The sequence below is a fragment of the Candidatus Zixiibacteriota bacterium genome, assembly GCA_014728145.1.
Taxonomy (GTDB): Bacteria; Zixibacteria; MSB-5A5; order JAABVY01; family JAABVY01; genus WJMC01.
Map to the genome: position 1 here is coordinate 1 of WJMC01000146.1, position 19659 is coordinate 19659.

Sequence of the window (19659 nt, forward strand, 5' to 3'; positions counted from 1 at the left end):
CGTTCTCTGACCGGCCATGTGGGGCACGTCTTCCGTTCCAATCTCCGCTTCTTTGTGGAATATACTTACGAGATGGAATCAGAAGAGTCCAGAGTCGTAACCGGCTTCGTGGGAGCCTTCTAGATAACATCACAGCTGTTAAAATAAAAACCGCCGGTTCATGCACCGGCGGTTTTTATATATGCGCTGTTTCTAGGTGGTTATATGCTTGCTGAATTCTCGTGCTCGCTTTTATCCTTGGAAAACAATGTCGCGATGAAATAGTGAATCACTAATCCAAGCCCTGCAAACATGGCCACCATACCAACCCGGATTTCATCAGTCTGATATCGAAACGGCAGGAACTCGACTCCCACCAGGCCGATTCCGGCCCCCAGCAGGACCAGGCCCCACTTTATGGAATCGTTATGTCCATTTACGTGCCGTGACAAAAACTTCACCTTCTCGTTGACCAGGCCCTTTTCGATCAATTTGTGTTTAACTTTATAATCCATGGCATACTTGACGATCAGGACCGCCGCGCCAAACACGATTATTACCGGCGATACTTCCCAGAAACCATCCATTTTAATCCTCCTCAGAAGTTATTGTTTCTGCTCTATCTGACCGGAGCACGTCTCAAAGGTTGCAGATTTTTATAAGAAATTACTGCAACATTTATTTATACTAACTGTCAGATCAATAAGGAAATGAGAAAATATGGTCGAAAAGAGAGCCCTTGTTGAACGAATACTGGCCGGTGATCAATATGCCTTTGAACAACTTGTGCGGGATTATCAGAAGCTGGTCAGCCATATTGTCTTCCGTATGATAGCCAACCCGGCCGACCGGGAGGATATCTGCCAGGAGGTTTTTATGAGAGTCTATAAAAATCTCAAGAGTTTTCGATTCGATTCCAAGCTCTCGACCTGGATCGCGAGGATAGCCTATAACGGCTGTCTGAACTATCTGGAGAAGAAAAAAGTGCCCTTGTACGATGATATAATTGAAGATGATTCGCTGACAATCGAAAACCAGGCCGATCAGGCCCCGAGTCCTGATATGAATTCCGAGGATTTCGAGCTCTCAAAAATTCTAAATAATGAGATCGAAAAGCTTCCGGTACGTTACCGGACGATCCTGACTCTGTATCATCTGGATGAGATGAGCTATGATGAAATCGGCAAGGTGACCGATCAGCCCTCCGGCACTGTCAAAAGTTACCTTTTTCGAGCGCGGAAGATGCTCAAAAAACGCCTGGAAATGAGATACAACCGGGAGGATCTATGGCGATAGATCATCTGACAGACGACTTGCTTCAGGAATATATCGATGGCAGTCCTCAAAACCGCGAAGAACTCCAGGCCCACCTGGCGGATTGCCCCCAATGTCGCGAGCGTCTGGCCGAATACGAGAAGCTGTCAGGTTACCTTGCAATTGAGCCGAATTTCGAACTTTCCGCTGATTTCGCGCATACCGTCGCCTCGGCTGTCGAGGAGGATTCGACTGAAAAAATCCTGTTCAAATTATCACGCGCGGTTATCTGGCTGGTCGGCATATTCGCCTGCTTTTTTTCGGTCTGGTATTTCTCCGACCAGGAATTGATCCAGGGCAGTCTCGATAAGGTTGAGGGAAGCGGTCAGAGCGCTTTTGACCTGACTTTGAAATCCTTTCAGAATCTCTTCGAAAACATCGGGCTTGATGTTAACCTGGTCTTCATGGTTGCCGTCGTGATAGGTGCGATTGTGCTGGTCGATAGGCTGGTGGTCCACGCGCGCAGGACTGCTACAACGAGCTGTTTTATCTAAGACTGATCGAGCTTATCCCTCTCGCTTTTTAAGGCAAATGATTTATCATCGACCGCCCGTTGGACCGCCAGGATTCCATCGAGATGATCGCATTCATGCTGAAGAAGTTGTGACAAATCACCGCCCAGTACAAGGTTTTGTTCCGACCAGTTGAGATCACGGTAATCGATCTGGCCTTTTTTATGGCGATGGACTTTCACCAGAAGTTCCGGGAAGCTCATACAGTTGTCCCAGAGTTCGATCATCTCCTCGGACATATCTTTTAGAACCGGATTGACCAGGATCAGGTCGGTACCGATATGGGCAAAGACCAGCCTCTTTTTGACCCCGATCTGGGGAGCTGTGATCGCCAGACCGAAACCGTGGCGCTCACGAAAATCCAGCAATGTATCACGCAGGTCATCTGTCACCCGCGCGATATAATCCAGCTCATCCGGCCAGACCTGTTCCGATTTCTCATATAACTCGGGATTGCCGAGTTTCAGTATCTCTTTTACAGCCATATCTATTCCTTTGAAAGATCGATTATTTCAGGATTCGCGGCTTTCAGGTAATCTTCAGTTTTCATCACGATCGAGTCTGTCAATGATCCGGCATTGAAAGCGATCTTCTCATTTTCAACAATCGAGCGGTCGACGTATAATTTCAGATCCAGAATGGGTCGTCCGAAGGGGGGCACCGCTCCCGGCACCAGGCCGGTCAGGTCATAGAGCTCATCGCGGTCGGCAAAACGGATTCTCCTGCAGTTGAAATGCTTCTTGATCTTCTTCGAGTTGGTTTTTAATGACGCGCTCAGGACGAATAGTCGGAATGTTTCATCGGTTTTGATCACCAGGGCTTTGCCACCGGTTTTCAGGTCTTCGCCACGAGCTCTGGCCGAAGCTTCGGAGGTTGTCGTCGGCTCATGATGCACTGTTCTGAACTCAATTTCCTGATCACGTAAAAATATACAAATTTTCTCGAATATATCCATTTCAGCCTGTCAGTTTTTCGATGATTTTTTTGTGTTCGGGGTATTTAGCAATCAACTCCTCTCTGTCAGCAGGCTCGTAATCATCGTAGTCGAAACCAGGCGCCATGGTGGTTCCTAATAATGCGAACTCTCCGCCCGGGGCAAGGATCGCTCCCTGCCAGACATCTTTGGGCACCAGGTGCTGGACTTTCTGGTCGTTAAATATATCCGCTCCGAGAGTGACTGATGCGCTTTCACCATCTGGATACAGATTTACCATTTCGACCGGGTCGCCCAGGTAGAAATGAAAGATCTCATCGGATTTGAGGCGATGGAGTTCCGATTTCGTATCCGCTGTGAGCAGATAGTATATCGAAGTCGCCAGGCTCTTATCTGTTTCGTAACGTCCGGGCAAACAGCCCGCCTTTAATTTATCCGTTGAACGATAGATTTCGGCGAAGTAACCGCCTTCTTTCGGGTGAGGCCTTAGCTCCAGCAGTTCGATTATTTTTTCGATGTCAGTCATCTTCAGGCTCGTTGATCCTCTGTAATTTCTGCCAGCTGTGACGGTCCAGGAAACTGCCCTCGACATTGGATTCCATCTCGTGGAACATCTTGAGGGGCACAGCAAAAGTCAATATATCCTTGCCGAGAGTTTTCGCGGTAAAGACCCGGGCGGAGATATCTGTCAGGCCGATCACCGCGCGCGGTTTTTCGGCTTTGGATTCGTGATAGGCAAGAATCCCGACCGACTGACATCCGGCGCAGAACGGGGCATAGACCGCGTTCATATCATCGCGCTCGTAATGAGCCATGACAGTCAAAGCCGAGAGCTGATCCGGATTGACCGGGAAAACCACCACCACCGGTTCTTCCGTTTTTTCATCGACTTCCGGCAATGGCCTGAAGACAACATATTTAGCGGGTACATCGATCATCGGCAGGTTCTCGAGATATTTTTTGACCAGTTCCGGTGATTTGACATAGCGTTCACCCTCAGCCAGGTTGTCATGAGTTTGATCGCGCACATACGGACGTACCTCCTCGAGGGATTCCTCGCCTCCCTCACGACGGATATTTCCTATAGATAAAAAATGATGGAAGCATTCGATTCCGCCCGGCCATCTCTGTTCATAGACATTGCCGAATCCGAGACCGGTCCCTCCGCCGAAACATCCGAAAGTATCCCGGTCAAAGACCGCGGTCTTGCCACGGGCGGCCTGCGCAAACAGGCTCATCACACAGCCCCAGCGCCCCCCGGTAAATTGCCTGGCACCGTCGGGTTTATCATCGCTCCAGAGTATCGCCACCGGGTTATGTTTGAGTTTCAGTTTTTCCGCGAGTTTGGATTGCATAGAGTTACCTCGTTGTTGTCATGAGATTCACAGCACCTATGATAATACGAATGGTAAAGTCAAGTCAATAGGTTCGTGATTCATGACATTTGTCACCTGATAGCTTTCAGGCGGTGGGATTTCTGATCATTGAATCTAAATGACACTGAGCCTGCCTGTACATCTTGAAGATGGTTCGAATTTGAGTTGAGAGCGACAAAAAATTATGACGCAAATATCGCCGTGCTTCTTTCGCGACAGGATTCACTGCGAGGTGATCAATTCTATCAACTCGTCATCAGAAGGCAAAAGCTCAGACTCAACCAGACGCGGAACCAAAACCCGCCAGTTCTCATCCATCTCGAAAACGTCTTTGAAAATCGGCAGGGACATCTCAACTTCTTCGGCAGTTACCAGAGCGACCGCATACCAGAACAGAATCTCGGGGTTGCCCTCGGCCAGGTCGGACGCCATGCCATAGGCCTCGCTGGCTTTGTCGAAATCACCCGCGGCAATATGCTCATCGCCTTCATTCATGTAATTGTAGGCGCGCGTGATATTCAGGAGTCGACGCAGTTCAACCAGCGGCTCAGAGGAATCATCCACACGAATATCGACTAATTTATCGCGCCATTCGATCCCGCTTGGATCTCCACTGACCACGATCATGGCCGCCGATTGTTTACCGCGGATATCACCGCCTTCGGCCTGGGCCGCCTCCAGCGCCGCCATCATCCTGTCGGCCAGATCTCCCTCGCTGTTCTCATAGGCCTCGGCCATAGCATCCCAGACTGTACTTTTCTCCATCAGGTTGGCCTGCACTGAATAGAACCGGCCCGCATGATGCCCTGCTTCGGCGATACAGTTTTCACCCGTGTGAGTGGCGACATTACCGTATGAATCGATCATTGCCACCTGGCGAACGTCATAATTCGGATCGCTGGCAATCACGCCTGCGAGTGCCTCCTGCGCCGATTTGCCGTAGCGCATCATTTCAACACCCAGCGGACCATAGGAGAAATCGGCCAGCGACTGGGTGGCCACCACACCCACACCAGGTTCGGCCCAGATAACATCGGCAACTTTGAACCAGTGTGATTGCACCGCCGCGCCAAACTGATTGGTCTCGGGATCGTAGCAGACGATCGAGTAAGTATTGACCGGCCGCACCGGCCTGGATTGATCGCTCGCCATAAGAGACGAAACCACTGCAAACAGCAGGCAGACTAAGAACACCTTTCTCATTTTCCCTCCTTAAACTGATTCTATATTGAATTAAACAGATAAAGAAAATCGTGGCAAGCTCTTAATTTGTTTTGTAGCTTACCGTTTCGGAAAATATAATTTGTCAGTGCTATATGCGATTGAGGTCGTTTTGATCGAATTTCCTGTATCAGGGGTGGAAACTTTTTTCTGGTTGCCGACGGTCGTGGCTTTTCTGATATCCTGCCTTACTTCGATGGGTGGTATTTCGGGAGCTTTCGTGATCCTGCCCTTTCAGGTCTCGATACTGGGCTTTAGTTCACCTGCGGTTTCGCCCACCAATTTGATCTTCAATATCGTCGCGATTCCATCCGGGATCTATCGTTTCATGCGCGAAGGCCGGATGCTCTGGCCTCTGGCAATGATAATAGTCGCCGGCAGTCTTCCGGGCCTTTTGGCCGGGGTAGTCATCCGTGTAACCTGGTTGCCCGATCCGCAGAATTTCAAGCTGTTTGCCGGATTCGTTCTGCTACTGATCTCGTTTAGGGTGTGGCTGGATCTATTCTCACCGATAAAAACTGGTCGAATACAAACACAAAAATCCGATCCGGCAACAAACAAGTCATTCGCTGTTTCAAATGTATCCTATCGCCTGAGAAGGTTATCATTTGATTTCGATAATCAAAATTACAGAGTCTCTAATTTGGGACTATTCGCCTTGTCCCTGGTTGTTGGGCTGGTGGGCGGTGCTTATGGAGTCGGGGGCGGAGCATTTATCGCACCGGTTTTGGTATCGGTCTATCGACTGCCGGTCTATACCGTGGCGGGGGCGGCCCTGACCTCGACATTTGTAACTTCCATACTTGGAGTGATTTTCTACGCCATTCTGGGCCAGGAATTAAGCTCTGCCCGGGAAACTGTCCGGCCCGATTTCCTGCTCGGACTCGCATTCGGATTGGGCGGAGCGGCGGGAATGTATCTCGGGGCGAGGATTCAAAGATATCTACCGCAGAAACTGATCAAGCTGATTTTGGGCTTCTCTGTCACGGCCATCGCATTAAAATACATACTGGGACACTTCCTCTAATCAGGATGATTTATTTTTGAGCATTTCGGTGCGATATTTTATTGACAAATCGAGCTGAAAACATTATCAACCCATCATGGATGGCAGACTGATTTCAACACTCGCACTGGCATTTTTGCTGTTATTTCCACTGCCTCTGGTTTCCCAGACAGATTCCTTCGAGGTCAACGACACGACCTGTGAAAACCCGCAGGAGGAAGTCGCTTCCAGCCAAAATCAAGCCGACCAGGAGCATGGTGCATCATCCGCCAACCCGGTCGATGAGCATGAAGAGGAGGCTCGAAAAACTAGCAGGTCAGCCGGCATCTGGGATTTCCTGCTGGGCGGGAAATACCTCGGTTTCGCTGTCCTGATGATAGTCGGTATTGTGCTATTGTTCTGGCGCAAGGCCAACGTCTGGGTGCGAGCCGGTGTGATGAGCGCGGCTTTTGTGCTCTATGGACTGGATTACTTCTATCCGCTTCACCCCTCTCCGATGTGCGCTTTGACCAAGGCGTTTATGTTCAAATTCACCTTCGGGTCATTTTTCCCCGCTTTTCTGGCGTTGATTTTTGCTATGCTGATTCCGAGCCTGTTTGTGCGCAAATGGTTCTGCGGATGGGTCTGTCCATTGGGTGCTTTACAGGACCTGGTCAACAAAATCCCCCATAAATTTCATTATCGAAAATTCAACTTCACCGCTTTCAACAGCGTGCGCATTGCTCTTCTGGTTCTGTTTGTCGTGACTTTCTTTATGGTCAGAGAACAGATCGCGGGACTTGCAGAAAACATGGATGCCGATCCTTCGGGTGGTATCTGGGCGGCGTTTTCGAACTACAACTTATACGAGCCGATAAATTTCTTCGAACTTTTGCACTGGCAGATCGACACGATCTTCATAATCATGATGTCCCTGCTGGTGATCTCGAGCCTGATCCTGTATCGTCCGTTTTGCTACCTGATCTGTCCGATCGGGGCAATTACATGGGTTCTGGAAAAGATCGCGCCTGGACGTGTCCGGGTCAATCACAACCTCTGCACCGACTGCGGAAACTGCCGTGACCGAGCCCCCTGTCCGACGATATATAAGCTTCTGGATAAGGAAACAAAGTCAGCCCCGGATTGCACCTCCTGCGGAGAGTGCCTGGGCGACTGCGAGTTCGACGCCATCAAGTTCAGCTTTAAAAAGTAAGCTTACCTGGCCGCCTCCGACTGGTCAATAACTTCCGCTTCATAGCCGATAACCTTTACAGCTTCAAGCAGTTTGTCCACATCCGGCCTATCCGGACCATATTCGACAACCGCGCGGTCCGCTTCCAGGTCGACCTTGGCCGTATCGACATTGGGAACGCTCTCGAGCGCTTTGGTAACACGTTCAACACATTTATTGCAGGTCATCCCGCTAACTTTGAGATCAATCACTTTCGCCTCGCTTCCGGTTTTCGAACAGGCCAGCAGTATGATTACCGCGGCCACAATCGCCAGAGCTATCAACTCGACAATCAAGGTTTTCATTTAGCTTCCTTTCCTATCGCTTCACTGTTTACTATAATGAATCTTAATAATCATTGTTCCATATTAGAAAATCCAACGCCGATGAGCAAGCTCGACAAGCCGAAAAAGATTACTGCATGGATATATAATACCAATTTAATCGCATATCTTGTGAATTTTCTCACATTTTTATTTTATCAATCGATAAAGCCCTTGACAAACAGGTAAGAAGTGTTAATATCACGATGCCTGTGGGAAACGAGGATTAAGGCATTGGAAACTGAACAGATGAAAAAGGTGTCAATTCTCAATGATAACCACAGCCGACCGGAAAGCGGCCGACTGCATGCAAAATCATCTTCATTTCCACGGTTTTCTGATCATCTCTTCAAAAAAACTCAACATCTAAATGGAGTTGTAAAATGAGTACGGGAGCATTCAATCCGTTCAAGATGGCCCAGGCTCAGTTCGACAAGATCGCCGAACTTCTGGAGCTGGACCAGGCTGCTCGCGACATTCTGCGCAGTCCTATGCGCGAATACAGTTTCAATATACCGGTGCGTATGGATGACGGCACCGTTCAGATCTTTCGGGGCTTCAGGGTCCAGCACAATGATGCGCGTGGACCGGGCAAGGGCGGTATCCGCTTCCACCCCCAGGAAACGATCGATACCGTGCGCGCGCTGGCGATGTGGATGACCTGGAAGACGGCGGTGGTTGATATTCCGCTAGGCGGTTCCAAGGGTGGCGTGATCTGCGATCCGCATAACCTCTCGATGCGCGAACAGGAAGCGCTCTGCCGTGGCTGGGTACGTCAGCTGGCTAAGGATATCGGTCCGTACCGTGATGTGCCTGCTCCGGATGTCATGACCAGCGCACAGCACATGCTCTGGATGCTCGATGAATTCGAGACCATCCACGGTGAAAAGAAAACCGGCCTGATTACCGGAAAGCCGGTCGGTATGGGAGGCTCCCTGGGACGCACTGAAGCTACCGGCTACGGTGTCATATATACCGTTCGCGAAGCCCTCAAGGAGCTGGATATGAGGCCGGATCAGGCGATCGCCTCGGTGCAGGGATTCGGGAACGTGGCCCAGTATGCCATCAGGCTGTTCAACCAGATGGGTGGACGGGTCGTCTGTGTTTCATGCTGGGACCAGGACGACCAGACCTCCTATTCGTTCCGCAAGAACGATGGAGTCGATATGGATGAGCTTTTGAAAATTACAGACAGGTTCGGCGGTATAGATAAAGACAAGGCGCGAGATCTCGGTTACGAGGTCCTTCCCGGTGACGCCTGGATCGAGCAGGAAGTAGATATCCTGATTCCCGCCGCTTTGGAAAACCAGGTTACGGCTGAAAATGTCAAAAAAATCCATAAGAGAGTCAAGCTGGTCGCGGAAGGCGCAAACGGCCCGACCACACCTGAGGCCGACCAGGCCATTCATGAGCGCGATATCTTCATGATCCCTGATTTTCTGGCCAATGCCGGTGGTGTGACCTGCAGTTACTTTGAACAGGTTCAGTCGAATATGAACTACTTCTGGGAAAAGGATGAAGTCCTCGGCAAGCTCGATATCAAGATGACCTCCGCCTATATCGCCGTCAGCGAATTGGCGCGCAAACGCAAATTGTATATGCGCGATGCCGCCTACGTGATTTCGATCGGCAGGGTGGCGCAGGCATGTGTCGACCGTGGCTGGGTCTGATCTTCAGGACAGTTTGTTATTATATACCCCGGGTTTAAAAGCCCGGGGTTTTTTATGCAGTCAGGGATTCGAATTTAAACAGTTACGGCATCAATGCTTGCTTTCGGATCGATAATGTGATACATTCCCTGCGGAGGAATAATAGGGCGATGCAGAATAACAGGCTCTCCCGGGCTGTTGACAAAGTTCCGGTCTTCAAACGCAAGTTCTTCGCAAGCGAAGAGCCGATCACTCGTATCGGTTACGATTCTATCGGGGGCAAAGCTCTCGGCCTGGCATTTATTCATGATTTCTTGAAAGATCAACTCGATCGTAATTTTTTTTCCGGAGTAGAGATCACAATCCCGCGTTTTACGGTGCTCTCGACCAGCTTGTTCGACAGCTTCATGAAACACAATAAACTTCAAGATATCGCCTATTCCGATGCTCCCGACGATCGTATCGCCCACGCTTTTCAGAATGCTGACCTGCCGGTCGAATTTCTGGGCGACTTGAGGGCCTTGATATCGGACACGAAAACTCCATTGGCGATACGCTCCTCGAGCATGCTGGAAGACGCAATCTATGAACCCTTTGCCGGTGTCTACGGCACCAAGATGATTCCGAACAATCAACCCTCTATCGACCAGCGCTACAGTTTTTTGACTGAGGCGATAAAATTCGTTTACGCCTCGACTTTTTTCCGCGATGCCAAGAGCTATATCCGGGCTACGAATAAGAAGACCGAAGATGAAAAGATGGCGGTCATTATCCAGGAAGTTGTCGGGCTCCGGCACGACCAGCGGTATTACCCGCATATCTCCGGCGTGGCACGATCCTACAATTTCTATCCAACCGGTCATGCGAAACCCGAGGATGGCGTAGTCGATCTGGCATTGGGACTTGGTAAAACGATCGTTGACGGCGGTGTGGCCTGGACATTTTCGCCGGCCTATCCCAAAAGCGTTCCACCCTCCAATTCTATCGGAGATCTTTTAAAAGATTCCCAGACAAAATTCTGGGCTATTAATATGGGCAAACCACCTGAACATGATCCTGTGAAAGAAACAGAATACCTCCTGCATTGCGGTCTCAAAGAGGCCGAGTTCGATGGCACCCTGGAACATATTGCTTCTACCTACTCGGCTGAGCGTGACCGCCTGGTGATCGGTACCGGTCCGAAAGGTCCCAGGCTGTTGAATTTTGCCCCGATACTTGAGTTGAACAAGATCCCGCTCGTGGAACTGGTAAAAACGCTCTTGAAGATATGTGAAGAGGCTGTCGGAACACCGGTCGAAACTGAATTCGCGATCAACCTCGACAACCGCCGGGCGTTACCGGCCCGGTTCGGATTTCTGCAGGTACGGCCGATGGTGGTCTCCGATGAAAGGGTCGAACTGAACACATCCGATTTGGAAGGTGATAATGTGCTTCTGGCTTCCGAAAAAATAATGGGCAACGGCACCCGTGATGATTTGGTCGACATAGTTTATGTCAAACCTGAGCCGTTCGAAGCCAGGTATACCCAGCAAATTGAAGCTGAACTCGAAAAGATCAACCTTGCGCTGGCCAACGAAAACAGGCATTATCTGTTGATCGGTTTCGGGCGCTGGGGATCATCGGACCCCTGGCTTGGAATCGGGGTCAACTGGGGCCAGATCGGAAACGCCCGGGTGATCGTCGAGGCGACTCTGCCCGATATGAATGTCGAGCTCTCGCAGGGATCGCACTTTTTCCACAACCTTTCCAGTTTCCAGGTGACTTATTTCTGTGTCCATCACGACCGCAAATTTAAAATCGACTGGGACTGGCTGGCGGGTCAAAATGCGATCCAGGAGACAGATTTTGTGCGTCATATTCGTCTGAAACAGCCGATACTTGTAAAAGTGGACGGGCGCGGCGGCAGAGGAGTGATTTATCATGCTCAATGAAAAGAAACCGATAGATAAGCTGATCGATGCTCTCCAGGAACGGGCCAAGGAGCTCAATTGCCTGTACCGTATCGAGGAGCTGATGAATAAACCCGAAAACGACATCGCTGATGTCTGCGAGGGTATTATTGATGCTATTCCGCCCGGATGGCAATATCCGGATATCTGTACCGCGAGAATCATCCTCGATGACAAAGCCTACCAGTCGCCGAACTTCTTTGAATCATCCTGGGTTCAGAGCGCGCCGATCGTCATTCAGGATAAAGAAGTCGGTTCGATCAGCGTTTACTACACCGAGGAAATGCCGGAAGAAGACGAAGGACCGTTTTTGAAGGAAGAACGCAAGCTGATTCATACTATCTGCGACCGGCTGGCGCATTTTATTATCTTCCAGAATATAAAAAAGGTATCACAGGAAGTAAAAACCGCCAAAAAAGACATAGTCGAACATAAACGCTCTGAGTGGGAAGTTGTACTGGATCTTCTTCATCGCACCGACAAGAATCTGTATTTTAACGTCTCCCACAAGATGCTGAACTATCTCTGCTGGAGCGGTATTACGAAGGCCGAAAAACTCCGCCAGAGTTCCGGTATGGAACGCGGTGACCAGGTTAACGGAATGGATCGGGATTCCAACCGTCCGCACGAAAAAAAGGCATTTCATCTATCCGATGAAATGGTTAAAAACATTTTCAGTATCGCTTCCGAACATCTTTCCGACCAGGAGATACTGGTTCGTCTCCAGAAGTGGATGCAGGAAGACAAACTCAGTTTCCTGATCCAGGTCGTCAACAGAAATTTATCACTGGCGACTGTCAGCGATGCCATCCGGCGCTACCATCATATGCAACAGGAGGGCATAGAACTCCACTCGACAGGTAAACGCGGGGTCGAAGTATCCCTTATCAGGCGTTTTTTATCCGACCAGCTGAACTACATCAATATCGCCAAGCAGTTCATTGAAGTCTCGGACTTCTATTACCTGCTCCAGAAAGTAATCTTCTCGGCCGAAAGCCATGGCAAGCTGGGCGGTAAGTCAGCCGGCTTGTACCTGGCGGCCCAGATACTGCGAAAATCAACCGAATACGCTGACCTTCTGGGCAGTATCAAGGTCCCGCGGACGTGGCATATAACTTCCGATATGTTGCTTCACTTTATGCATTACAACAATTTCGATGAGATCGTGGAGCAGAAATACAAGGACATCAACCAGATTCGTTATGAATATCCTCATATCGTCCAGACTTTTAAAAACAGTCATTTCCCACCGGAAATGGTGAAGGGATTGTCTGTCGCTTTGGACGATTTCGAGGAAAGACCTTTGATCGTACGCAGTTCAAGCCTCTTGGAAGACCGTATGGGTTCCGCTTTTTCGGGCAAGTACAAGAGTCTCTTTCTGGCCAACCAGGGCACAAAAAAGCAGAGACTGGAAGCTCTTTTGGATGCTATCGCCGAGGTCTACGCTTCAACTTTTTCGCCCGACCCGATCGAATACCGGGCTGAACGAGGCCTGATCGATTTCGGCGAGGAAATGGGTATCATGATCGAAGAAGTCGTAGGTACGAAAATCGGCCATTACTTCATGCCTTCTTTTGCGGGGGTGGCTTTCTCGAACAACGAATTTCGCTGGTCGCCGAGAATCGACCGCAAGGACGGCCTGGTCAGGCTTGTGGCCGGCCTGGGAACACGCGCGGTCGACCGTCTGGCTGATGATTACCCGGTTTTGATCGCGCCCGGGAAACCTAATCTGCGGGTCAATGCCAGTCTCGATGAGGTAATCCGTTATGCGCCTAAATACATAGATGTAATCAATCTCGAGACAAACAGCTTTGAGACGATAGAGGTCGAAGAACTGTTAAGAAATTACGGGGATGAAGTTCCGGGCATCAAGAACATGATCTCGATAAACCAGGAGGGAGCATTGCGCAAGCCCATGGGTTTAGGTCCGGATTTCGAAGAAGATGATGTAGTCATCACTTTTGATGGTCTGGTCAGCAAAACTCCTTTCATCAAACAGATGCAGACTATCCTGAAGCTTCTGGAAGAGAAACTGAATACACCAGTCGATATCGAGTTCGCATCCGACGGCCATAGCTTTTACCTGCTTCAGTGCCGTCCGCAGAGCTACTCGAAGGAAAGTCAGCCAGCGCCGATCCCCAAGGATGTAGCCGAGGACAAGATTTTGTTTTCAGCTAATCGCTACGTATCAAACGGTAGCGCGACTAACATCACGCACATAGTTTTTGTCGATCCGACAGCCTACGCTGAACTGCCCGACAAGCAGAGCTTAAACGAAGTCGGACGAGCGGTCGGGAAGCTCAACAAGCTTTTACCCAAACATCAGTTCATCCTGATCGGTCCCGGACGCTGGGGCAGTCGCGGTGACATCAAGCTGGGTGTACCGGTGACTTATTCCGACATCAACAATACCGCGGTACTGATCGAAGTGGCCCGCAAACAGGGTAATTACGTTCCCGATTTATCATTTGGTACCCATTTCTTCCAGGACCTGGTAGAGGCTGGAATCCGCTATTTGCCCTTGTATCCCGATGATGATGGTGCCCTGTTCAATGAAAACTTCCTGAAAAGATCGAAAAACATCCTGCCTGACCTCCTGCCATCCTATGCACATTTAAAGAATGCCATTCACCTCATTGACATTCCCCGAGTGACCGAGGGTCAGGTTCTTCATGTTTTCATGAATGCCGAGTTGGACGAGGCTATCGGGCTGGTCACGGACCGTATCTCGCAGGTGGCCTCGGCCGCTTCAACACAGCAAAATTCCATCCGTAAAAAACCTGCCAATTACTGGCGCTGGCGGATGAGGCTCGCTGACCTGCTGGCGGAGAAAATCGACACTGATAAATTTGGTGTAAAGAATTTATATGTCTTCGGCAGTACCAAAAACGCCACCGCCGGCCCCGGCTCGGACATCGATATACTTGTTCACTTCGACGGGGACAAGAATCAGCGTGAACTTCTGATGACCTGGCTGGATGGATGGGATCATGTCATCAGTGAGATGAACTACCAGCGCACCGGTTACCGTACCGAGAAGATGCTCGACTACCATCTCGTCACAGATGAGGATATCAAAAATCGCACCAGCTATGCCGTCAAGATCGGCGCTGTAACTGATGCCGCGCGCCCCCTCAAGATCAACAAGAAAAAGAAAACTAAATAATCTCTCGCGTAGCGGAAGCCGGATTCTTAAGGTCAAACCTGATCACCGCGAGTTCAGGACCGTCGTGGGCACCATTGAACATAATCGTTCGTCCCCACAACTCCTGCCATGATCCGGTCAAACGCGTGGATTCATGTATATGCCCGTGAAGTGTCAGCCATGGCTGGCGAGACTTGATGAATCGTTCGACCGCTATACTGCCGAGATGGGGATCGAGCGGAACATGGTCTACCATCTTGCCATCCAGGTCACCCAGGTCGAGCTTGGAATTGTAGGGCGGGGTGTGAAACAGAAAGACTGCCGTTGACAGGTCATCATTGCCAGCAAGATGTTCGAGATCCTCTTTGATTGTACCAAATCGGACCCTGTGAGAATTGACTGCCACAGTGCGGGAACCTTCCTCAGGTGAACTTGCCAGCGGATCGAGGTAGCGGGAAACATCGTAACGCTCCCAGTCCTTGAGCATGAATGGAGTAGGCGGAACACAGGCATAACCATAAATGATAAACTCTTCCAGTACTTTTTTGCGCGTATGCATATAATGCCACAGACCCTCTTCATCGTACTCGATAAAACGCTGTTCTTCAATCCGTGGATCATCGTTGCCAAAAATCAGGTATATATCCGGATACCTGTCATTCAGTTTATTCCGAATCAGGCGAAGATTATATGCCAAATAGTCGTCGATGAAATCACCGTCGATATCTGATGTCTGGTAGCGCATAAACATGCCCGATGGCAATATATCACCGGCGATAAAGACGGCACGTGGTATCTCGCTGACTATCAAGTTGAAAAGCTTGTCATAACGCGATAAAAGACCGTGCAGATCGGAAACGAACAAACAGGCAAGCAATTATCTTCTCCCCAATTATGCTTGAATCAGTAACCTTCAGGCTTAAGGATAATACCCTTGTGATTGTGGCCGTTCATCCTGGCCACCAGTGGCGATTTGAACCTGAGATGACGTGTAAACTGCAGGCTCTTGACCGCCTGTTGTCGAGACAGCCATTCCCAGTCGACCATCCCGCCCTTGAAAGTCGAATTGACCGTAAAATAGCCCACCATGAATGAGGTTATATTTTGAAAGAAATGCGTTCCCTGGGAAGGCGTAACCTTGAACCCCTTCATTCCGGTTTCGACGATCACCCGTGCGCCGGAGATCTGATCCCAGGTGACCGGGATACCCAGCCAGGGGTCAGATGATCCCCAGCGTCCCACACCGATCAGCAGGTAGGGCACGCCCTTGCTGAGAAGATCACCGTTAAACCGTCCGACTTCCTCAGCTACTTCGCGCGAACGTCCCCTGTCAAAACCCTCGCGGTCGACCACAACCACATCGCGAATATCCTCGATAACTCCGTTGCCCAAAACAGTCGGCGATTGAACCAAAAGACGGTCTTCCGGGACATCCTCGACATTGAGTTCATCGGCCTCATGAGATTTGACCAGGGGACGTATCTGTAAAAAGGCGAATTCCTTCTTCATTCCCGGAGGCGTACTGAGGTTGACGGCAAATTCGATTTCAACCGGTGAATTCATTCCCCAGCTCCCCATTTCCATTATGAGGCTCAGAATCTGTGGAAGTGGAAAAATATCGGTCTGGAGAATCGGCGCGAATGTAACCAGCCGCACACCCCGCCGGGACAATCCGATCGTAATCGTATCATTATCCGGCGAATAAGTCGATCCCACATAATTTAATGTGCCGTCCTGCTCTGCAGTCTTCAGATTGAAACGACGAAGTCTGAGTTCCGGGCGGTTTTCTGTAGTTTCATCCGAATCCTCCATTTCCAGCGCATAAAACTCTTTCTGTGTATAACTCAGGGTGTCCTCGACATTGGAGAATTGGAGCACATGCCGTGGATAGCGTGGACAGAAACGAACCACCTCCTCACCCTCGACAATCATCCCCCCCAGTCCGAGAGCCATCGCTGTGATTCCATCGGAAGCTGACATTGGAGGAGTCGGGTAAAAGTTGTGTGAACGCAGAACCCCGGCAAAATCGGGATAGAATCTCTGGCCGTGCTTGAAGCCGACAAGTTTCTGGATTATGACCGCCATCTTCTCTTCCTCTAGGCGGTACGGTGTAGCTTTGATATAGCCTTTAGCGAGATGACAGAAAGTCGAGGCATACACGAGCTTAATCGCGCTTAACAACTGCTTGAGGCGGATTTCCAGGTTGATATTGATATTGGGCAACATATATGTCGCGTAAATGCCGGCAAACGGCAGGTAGCGTGAATCCTCCAGAAGCGAGGATGATCTGACTGCCAGCGGGTCCTCAACCAGTTCCAGAAACTGACGTAACTGGCGGATAATATCCTGCGGGAAATCGGCATCCAGGAAGCGTTTCCGGATGATGTCATCGTTGGCTTCATGCATCGCGAATTTTCGAAGCTCGTTATCCTGCAGGAAACGATCAAAAACATCGGTGCCGATCACGACAGAAAGAGGTATCCCGATATTGATATTCTTAAAAAGTTTACTGATCTTGAAATTCGCGATCAGGGTATTGGCAAACGCCAGACCGCGCGCCTTGCCGCCCAGTGAACCGCGTCCGATCCTCGCAAAATTGGCGGTCGAATGAAAAGTATCCGGATCAAAATCAGAAATCGATCCCAGATGACGTTCGCGACGAAATTCCCGCAGTGAATTTATCAGGTGTTCACGCAGCTTCTCAATCGAATCATAATCAGAGACACGCCTGGGGCGAAGCTTATGGGCGAGGTAGAACTCAGTACGGGTCTTCAGCCAGTTAGAAAAATGATTGCGTTCCGCATGAAAACGCAGGCTCTCAGCCGGGATATTCTCTAGTTTTCGCTCCAGAGTGCGAAGATCGCTGGCCCTGTCGACCTCGTAACCATCCGGCATACGAAAGATAAAATCTCCGAAGCTGAGGCTGTCAGTCATAAACCGCTTGAGATCAGAGAGTAATGTATCGGAACTCTTGTAAATCAGGGAGAATCCCTTCTCCTCGGCAATCTTACGGTATTCCGGCGAATCGGTCTGAAGTAATACGGGGATATCGAAATGCGATGATTTAACCGCCTGGGCAAAAGTGATTCCGGCCCGGCGGTCGACTTTGCCTTTGCGCGGGAACTCGACATCCGAGATTACGCCCAGCACATATTCCTCGTATTTTTGGTAATATTGCCAGGCCTCTTCATAGCATGAGCACAACAGGATCTTGGGACGAGCCCTCATCCTGAGCAGCTTGTCGGATATATTTATACCCTCCGCTATCAGCCCCTGCGAGTGCTGGAAAAGCTCAGTATAAATTATTGGTAAAAACGATGAATAAAAATTTACGTTGTCTTCAATTACAATCAGGCATTGCACCCCGGCGTTGGCGATATCCTCAGCGACATTGTAACGATCCTCGACGAATTTAATTATTGACAGGAGGATGCGGTAATCTCCCTGCCAGATAAACACCTTTTCGAAATCGGAAACATCGTAATTTGATATCAGCTCGTTCAACTCTCTGTTTTCGTAGGTCAGAAGCACAATCGGAAGATCGGGATTTATCTCCTTGATCTTGCGAGCCAGTTCCAGGGCCTGCATATCCCCCAGGTTCAATGTCGTGACGATCATGTCAAAACGGCCCTTTTCACGTGCCATTTCGATCGCCTCACTGCCGTTTGAGACACGGGTCAGGCGAGGTGCCTGGGAAAGGTTGAACTCGTGGTACCCGGAGAGGATCATTTCATATAGATGACCATCTTCCTCCAGGATAAACGAATCATAGAGCGAGGAGACCAGCAGAATATCGCGAATCCTGTAACGCATCAGGCTCTGGAAAAGCTGAAAACGATTCAGGTTCTCGCGTTCTTTGAGTATTTTGATGAAATCCTGCATTACTACCTATAAACTATAAGTCGCCCCCGGATGCTTAATATTTACGAATCTTATAATAAAAAACGGAGCGGGAATTTTCCACTCCGTTTTAATTCTAATTTCAGGGCAATTTCTCGATTAGATGATTCCCTGATCGATCATGGCATCGGCGACTTTCAGGAAGCCGGCAATATTGGCACCATTGACATAGTTGCCAGGGGTGCCAAAATGTTCAGAGGCATCCACGCAAGCCTTGTGGATATTCTGCATGATCAGGTTAAGGCGATTATCGACTTCTTCACGCGTCCAGGAGTAGCGCATGCTGTTCTGGGCCATTTCCAGACCTGAGACCGCCACACCACCGGCATTGGCGGCCTTACCCGGACCGTAGAGGATACCCTTATCGACGAAGAGCTTCACACCTTCAGGAACGGTCGGCATATTGGCACCTTCGGAGATCACATAGACACCAGCATCGAGTAGGTTCTGGGCGTCCTTGGCATTGATTTCGTTCTGCGTGGCAGACGGGAAGGCGCAGTCAGCCTTGTGGCCCCAGAGCGGATTGTGATCGCGGTTGGGATCAACCGGGGTGTAGGTCGCGCTGGAGTACTCGTCGGCATATTCTTTAATCCGACCGCGACGGACATTCTTGAGATCCATGATGTAATCCAGCTTCTTGCGGTCGATACCTTCCGGATCGTGGATGTATCCACCGGAATCGGAGACGGTGAGGACCTTAGCACCCAGTTCGAGAAGCTTCTCTGAAGTGTACTGGAATACGTTTCCTGAACCGGAGACCAGGCAGGTCTTACCCTCGAGGGTTTCGCCGCGTGTCTTGAGCATCTCGGCTGCGAAATAGACCGCGCCGTAACCGGTGGCTTCCGGACGAATCAAAGAACCGCCCCAGTTAGTGCCCTTGCCGGTTAAAACCCCGGTGAATTCATTTCTGATCTTGCGGTACTGGCCAAACAAAAATCCGATCTCACGACCACCGACACCGATATCACCAGCCGGTACGTCGGTATTGGGACCGATATGACGCTGGAGTTCGCTCATGAAGCTCTGGCAGAAGCGCATTACTTCATTATCCGACTTGCCCTTAGGATCGAAATCGGATCCGCCTTTACCACCGCCCATCGGGAGAGTGGTCAGGCTGTTTTTGAAGACCTGCTCAAAGGCC

17 protein-coding genes are annotated in these 19659 nt (G+C 50.0%); 7 read left to right on the top strand and 10 right to left on the bottom strand.

The genetic code is table 11. The annotated features are described in order from the left end of the window. Positions 1-200: 200 nt before the first annotated feature. A complete protein-coding gene (locus GF404_08595) occupies positions 201-566 on the bottom strand; it encodes a hypothetical protein (GenBank protein MBD3382242.1) in 366 nt (121 codons plus the stop codon). A gap of 133 nt (positions 567-699) precedes the next feature. On the opposite strand from GF404_08595, the gene GF404_08600 reads away from it, so the two are divergent. Then, positions 700-1275 (top strand): sigma-70 family RNA polymerase sigma factor, encoded by a 576-nt coding sequence (locus tag GF404_08600; protein ID MBD3382243.1) that lies wholly within the window; start codon positions 700-702, stop codon positions 1273-1275. Further along, a complete protein-coding gene (locus GF404_08605) occupies positions 1266-1787 on the top strand; it encodes a hypothetical protein (GenBank protein ID MBD3382244.1) in 522 nt (173 codons plus the stop codon). The genes GF404_08600 and GF404_08605 overlap by 10 nt, the downstream gene beginning before the upstream one ends. Here the strand turns inward: GF404_08605 and GF404_08610 are convergent. The 5 genes from GF404_08610 to GF404_08630 all read right to left on the bottom strand — a co-directional run bounded on the left by GF404_08610 (position 1784) and on the right by GF404_08630 (position 5318). Next, positions 1784-2290: a peptide deformylase gene (locus tag GF404_08610; GenBank protein MBD3382245.1), complete on the bottom strand. Its 507-nt coding sequence runs from the start codon at positions 2288-2290 to the stop codon at positions 1784-1786. The two genes, GF404_08605 and GF404_08610, sit on opposite strands and share 4 nt — an antisense overlap. 2 nt (positions 2291-2292) lie before the next feature. Further along, the gene (locus GF404_08615) at positions 2293-2760 is read right to left on the bottom strand and encodes a hypothetical protein (GenBank protein ID MBD3382246.1); all 468 of its coding nucleotides are present in this window, start codon (positions 2758-2760) and stop codon (positions 2293-2295) included. Position 2761: 1 nt separating this feature from the next. Then, positions 2762-3265 carry a cupin domain-containing protein gene (locus GF404_08620; protein MBD3382247.1) on the bottom strand — a complete coding sequence of 168 codons (504 nt, stop codon included), beginning with the start codon at positions 3263-3265 and terminating at the stop codon, positions 2762-2764. Next, a complete protein-coding gene (locus GF404_08625) occupies positions 3258-4094 on the bottom strand; it encodes a hypothetical protein (GenBank protein ID MBD3382248.1) in 837 nt (278 codons plus the stop codon). The genes GF404_08620 and GF404_08625 overlap by 8 nt, the downstream gene beginning before the upstream one ends. A gap of 243 nt (positions 4095-4337) precedes the next feature. Continuing rightward, positions 4338-5318: a DUF1028 domain-containing protein gene (locus GF404_08630; GenBank protein ID MBD3382249.1), complete on the bottom strand. Its 981-nt coding sequence runs from the start codon at positions 5316-5318 to the stop codon at positions 4338-4340. A 133-nt stretch (positions 5319-5451) separates the two neighbouring features. On the opposite strand from GF404_08630, the gene GF404_08635 reads away from it, so the two are divergent. Both GF404_08635 and GF404_08640 read left to right on the top strand, forming a co-directional pair. Then, positions 5452-6363, top strand: coding sequence for a TSUP family transporter (locus GF404_08635; GenBank protein ID MBD3382250.1), 912 nt, complete (start codon positions 5452-5454; stop codon positions 6361-6363). Between the two features lie 76 nt (positions 6364-6439). Then, complete coding sequence (locus tag GF404_08640; protein ID MBD3382251.1) at positions 6440-7534, top strand: 4Fe-4S binding protein; 1095 nt, start codon at positions 6440-6442, stop codon at positions 7532-7534. Between the two features lie 2 nt (positions 7535-7536). Here the strand turns inward: GF404_08640 and GF404_08645 are convergent, their stop codons facing one another. Further along, on the bottom strand, positions 7537-7857 hold the full coding sequence (locus GF404_08645; GenBank protein ID MBD3382252.1) for a hypothetical protein: 321 nt from the start codon (positions 7855-7857) through the stop codon (positions 7537-7539). Positions 7858-8258: 401 nt separating this feature from the next. Between GF404_08645 and GF404_08650 the strand changes: the two genes are divergently transcribed. The 3 genes from GF404_08650 to GF404_08660 all read left to right on the top strand — a co-directional run bounded on the left by GF404_08650 (position 8259) and on the right by GF404_08660 (position 14639). Continuing rightward, entirely contained in the window at positions 8259-9545 is a 1287-nt protein-coding gene (locus GF404_08650; GenBank protein ID MBD3382253.1) for a glutamate dehydrogenase, read from the top strand. 149 nt (positions 9546-9694) lie between these two features. Continuing rightward, complete coding sequence (locus GF404_08655) at positions 9695-11455, top strand: hypothetical protein (GenBank protein ID MBD3382254.1); 1761 nt, start codon at positions 9695-9697, stop codon at positions 11453-11455. Further along, the gene (locus tag GF404_08660) at positions 11445-14639 is read left to right on the top strand and encodes a pyruvate, phosphate dikinase (protein MBD3382255.1); all 3195 of its coding nucleotides are present in this window, start codon (positions 11445-11447) and stop codon (positions 14637-14639) included. The genes GF404_08655 and GF404_08660 overlap by 11 nt, the downstream gene beginning before the upstream one ends. Here GF404_08660 and GF404_08665 read toward each other — a convergent pair. The 3 genes from GF404_08665 to GF404_08675 form a co-directional block, all read right to left on the bottom strand. Beyond that, positions 14632-15495: a hypothetical protein gene (locus GF404_08665; protein ID MBD3382256.1), complete on the bottom strand. Its 864-nt coding sequence runs from the start codon at positions 15493-15495 to the stop codon at positions 14632-14634. The two genes, GF404_08660 and GF404_08665, sit on opposite strands and share 8 nt — an antisense overlap. A gap of 26 nt (positions 15496-15521) precedes the next feature. Further along, complete coding sequence (locus tag GF404_08670; GenBank protein ID MBD3382257.1) at positions 15522-18431, bottom strand: response regulator; 2910 nt, start codon at positions 18429-18431, stop codon at positions 15522-15524. A gap of 186 nt (positions 18432-18617) precedes the next feature. Continuing rightward, positions 18618-19659: NADP-specific glutamate dehydrogenase (locus GF404_08675; GenBank protein MBD3382258.1), on the bottom strand; the 1042-nt coding region annotated here is incomplete at its 5' end.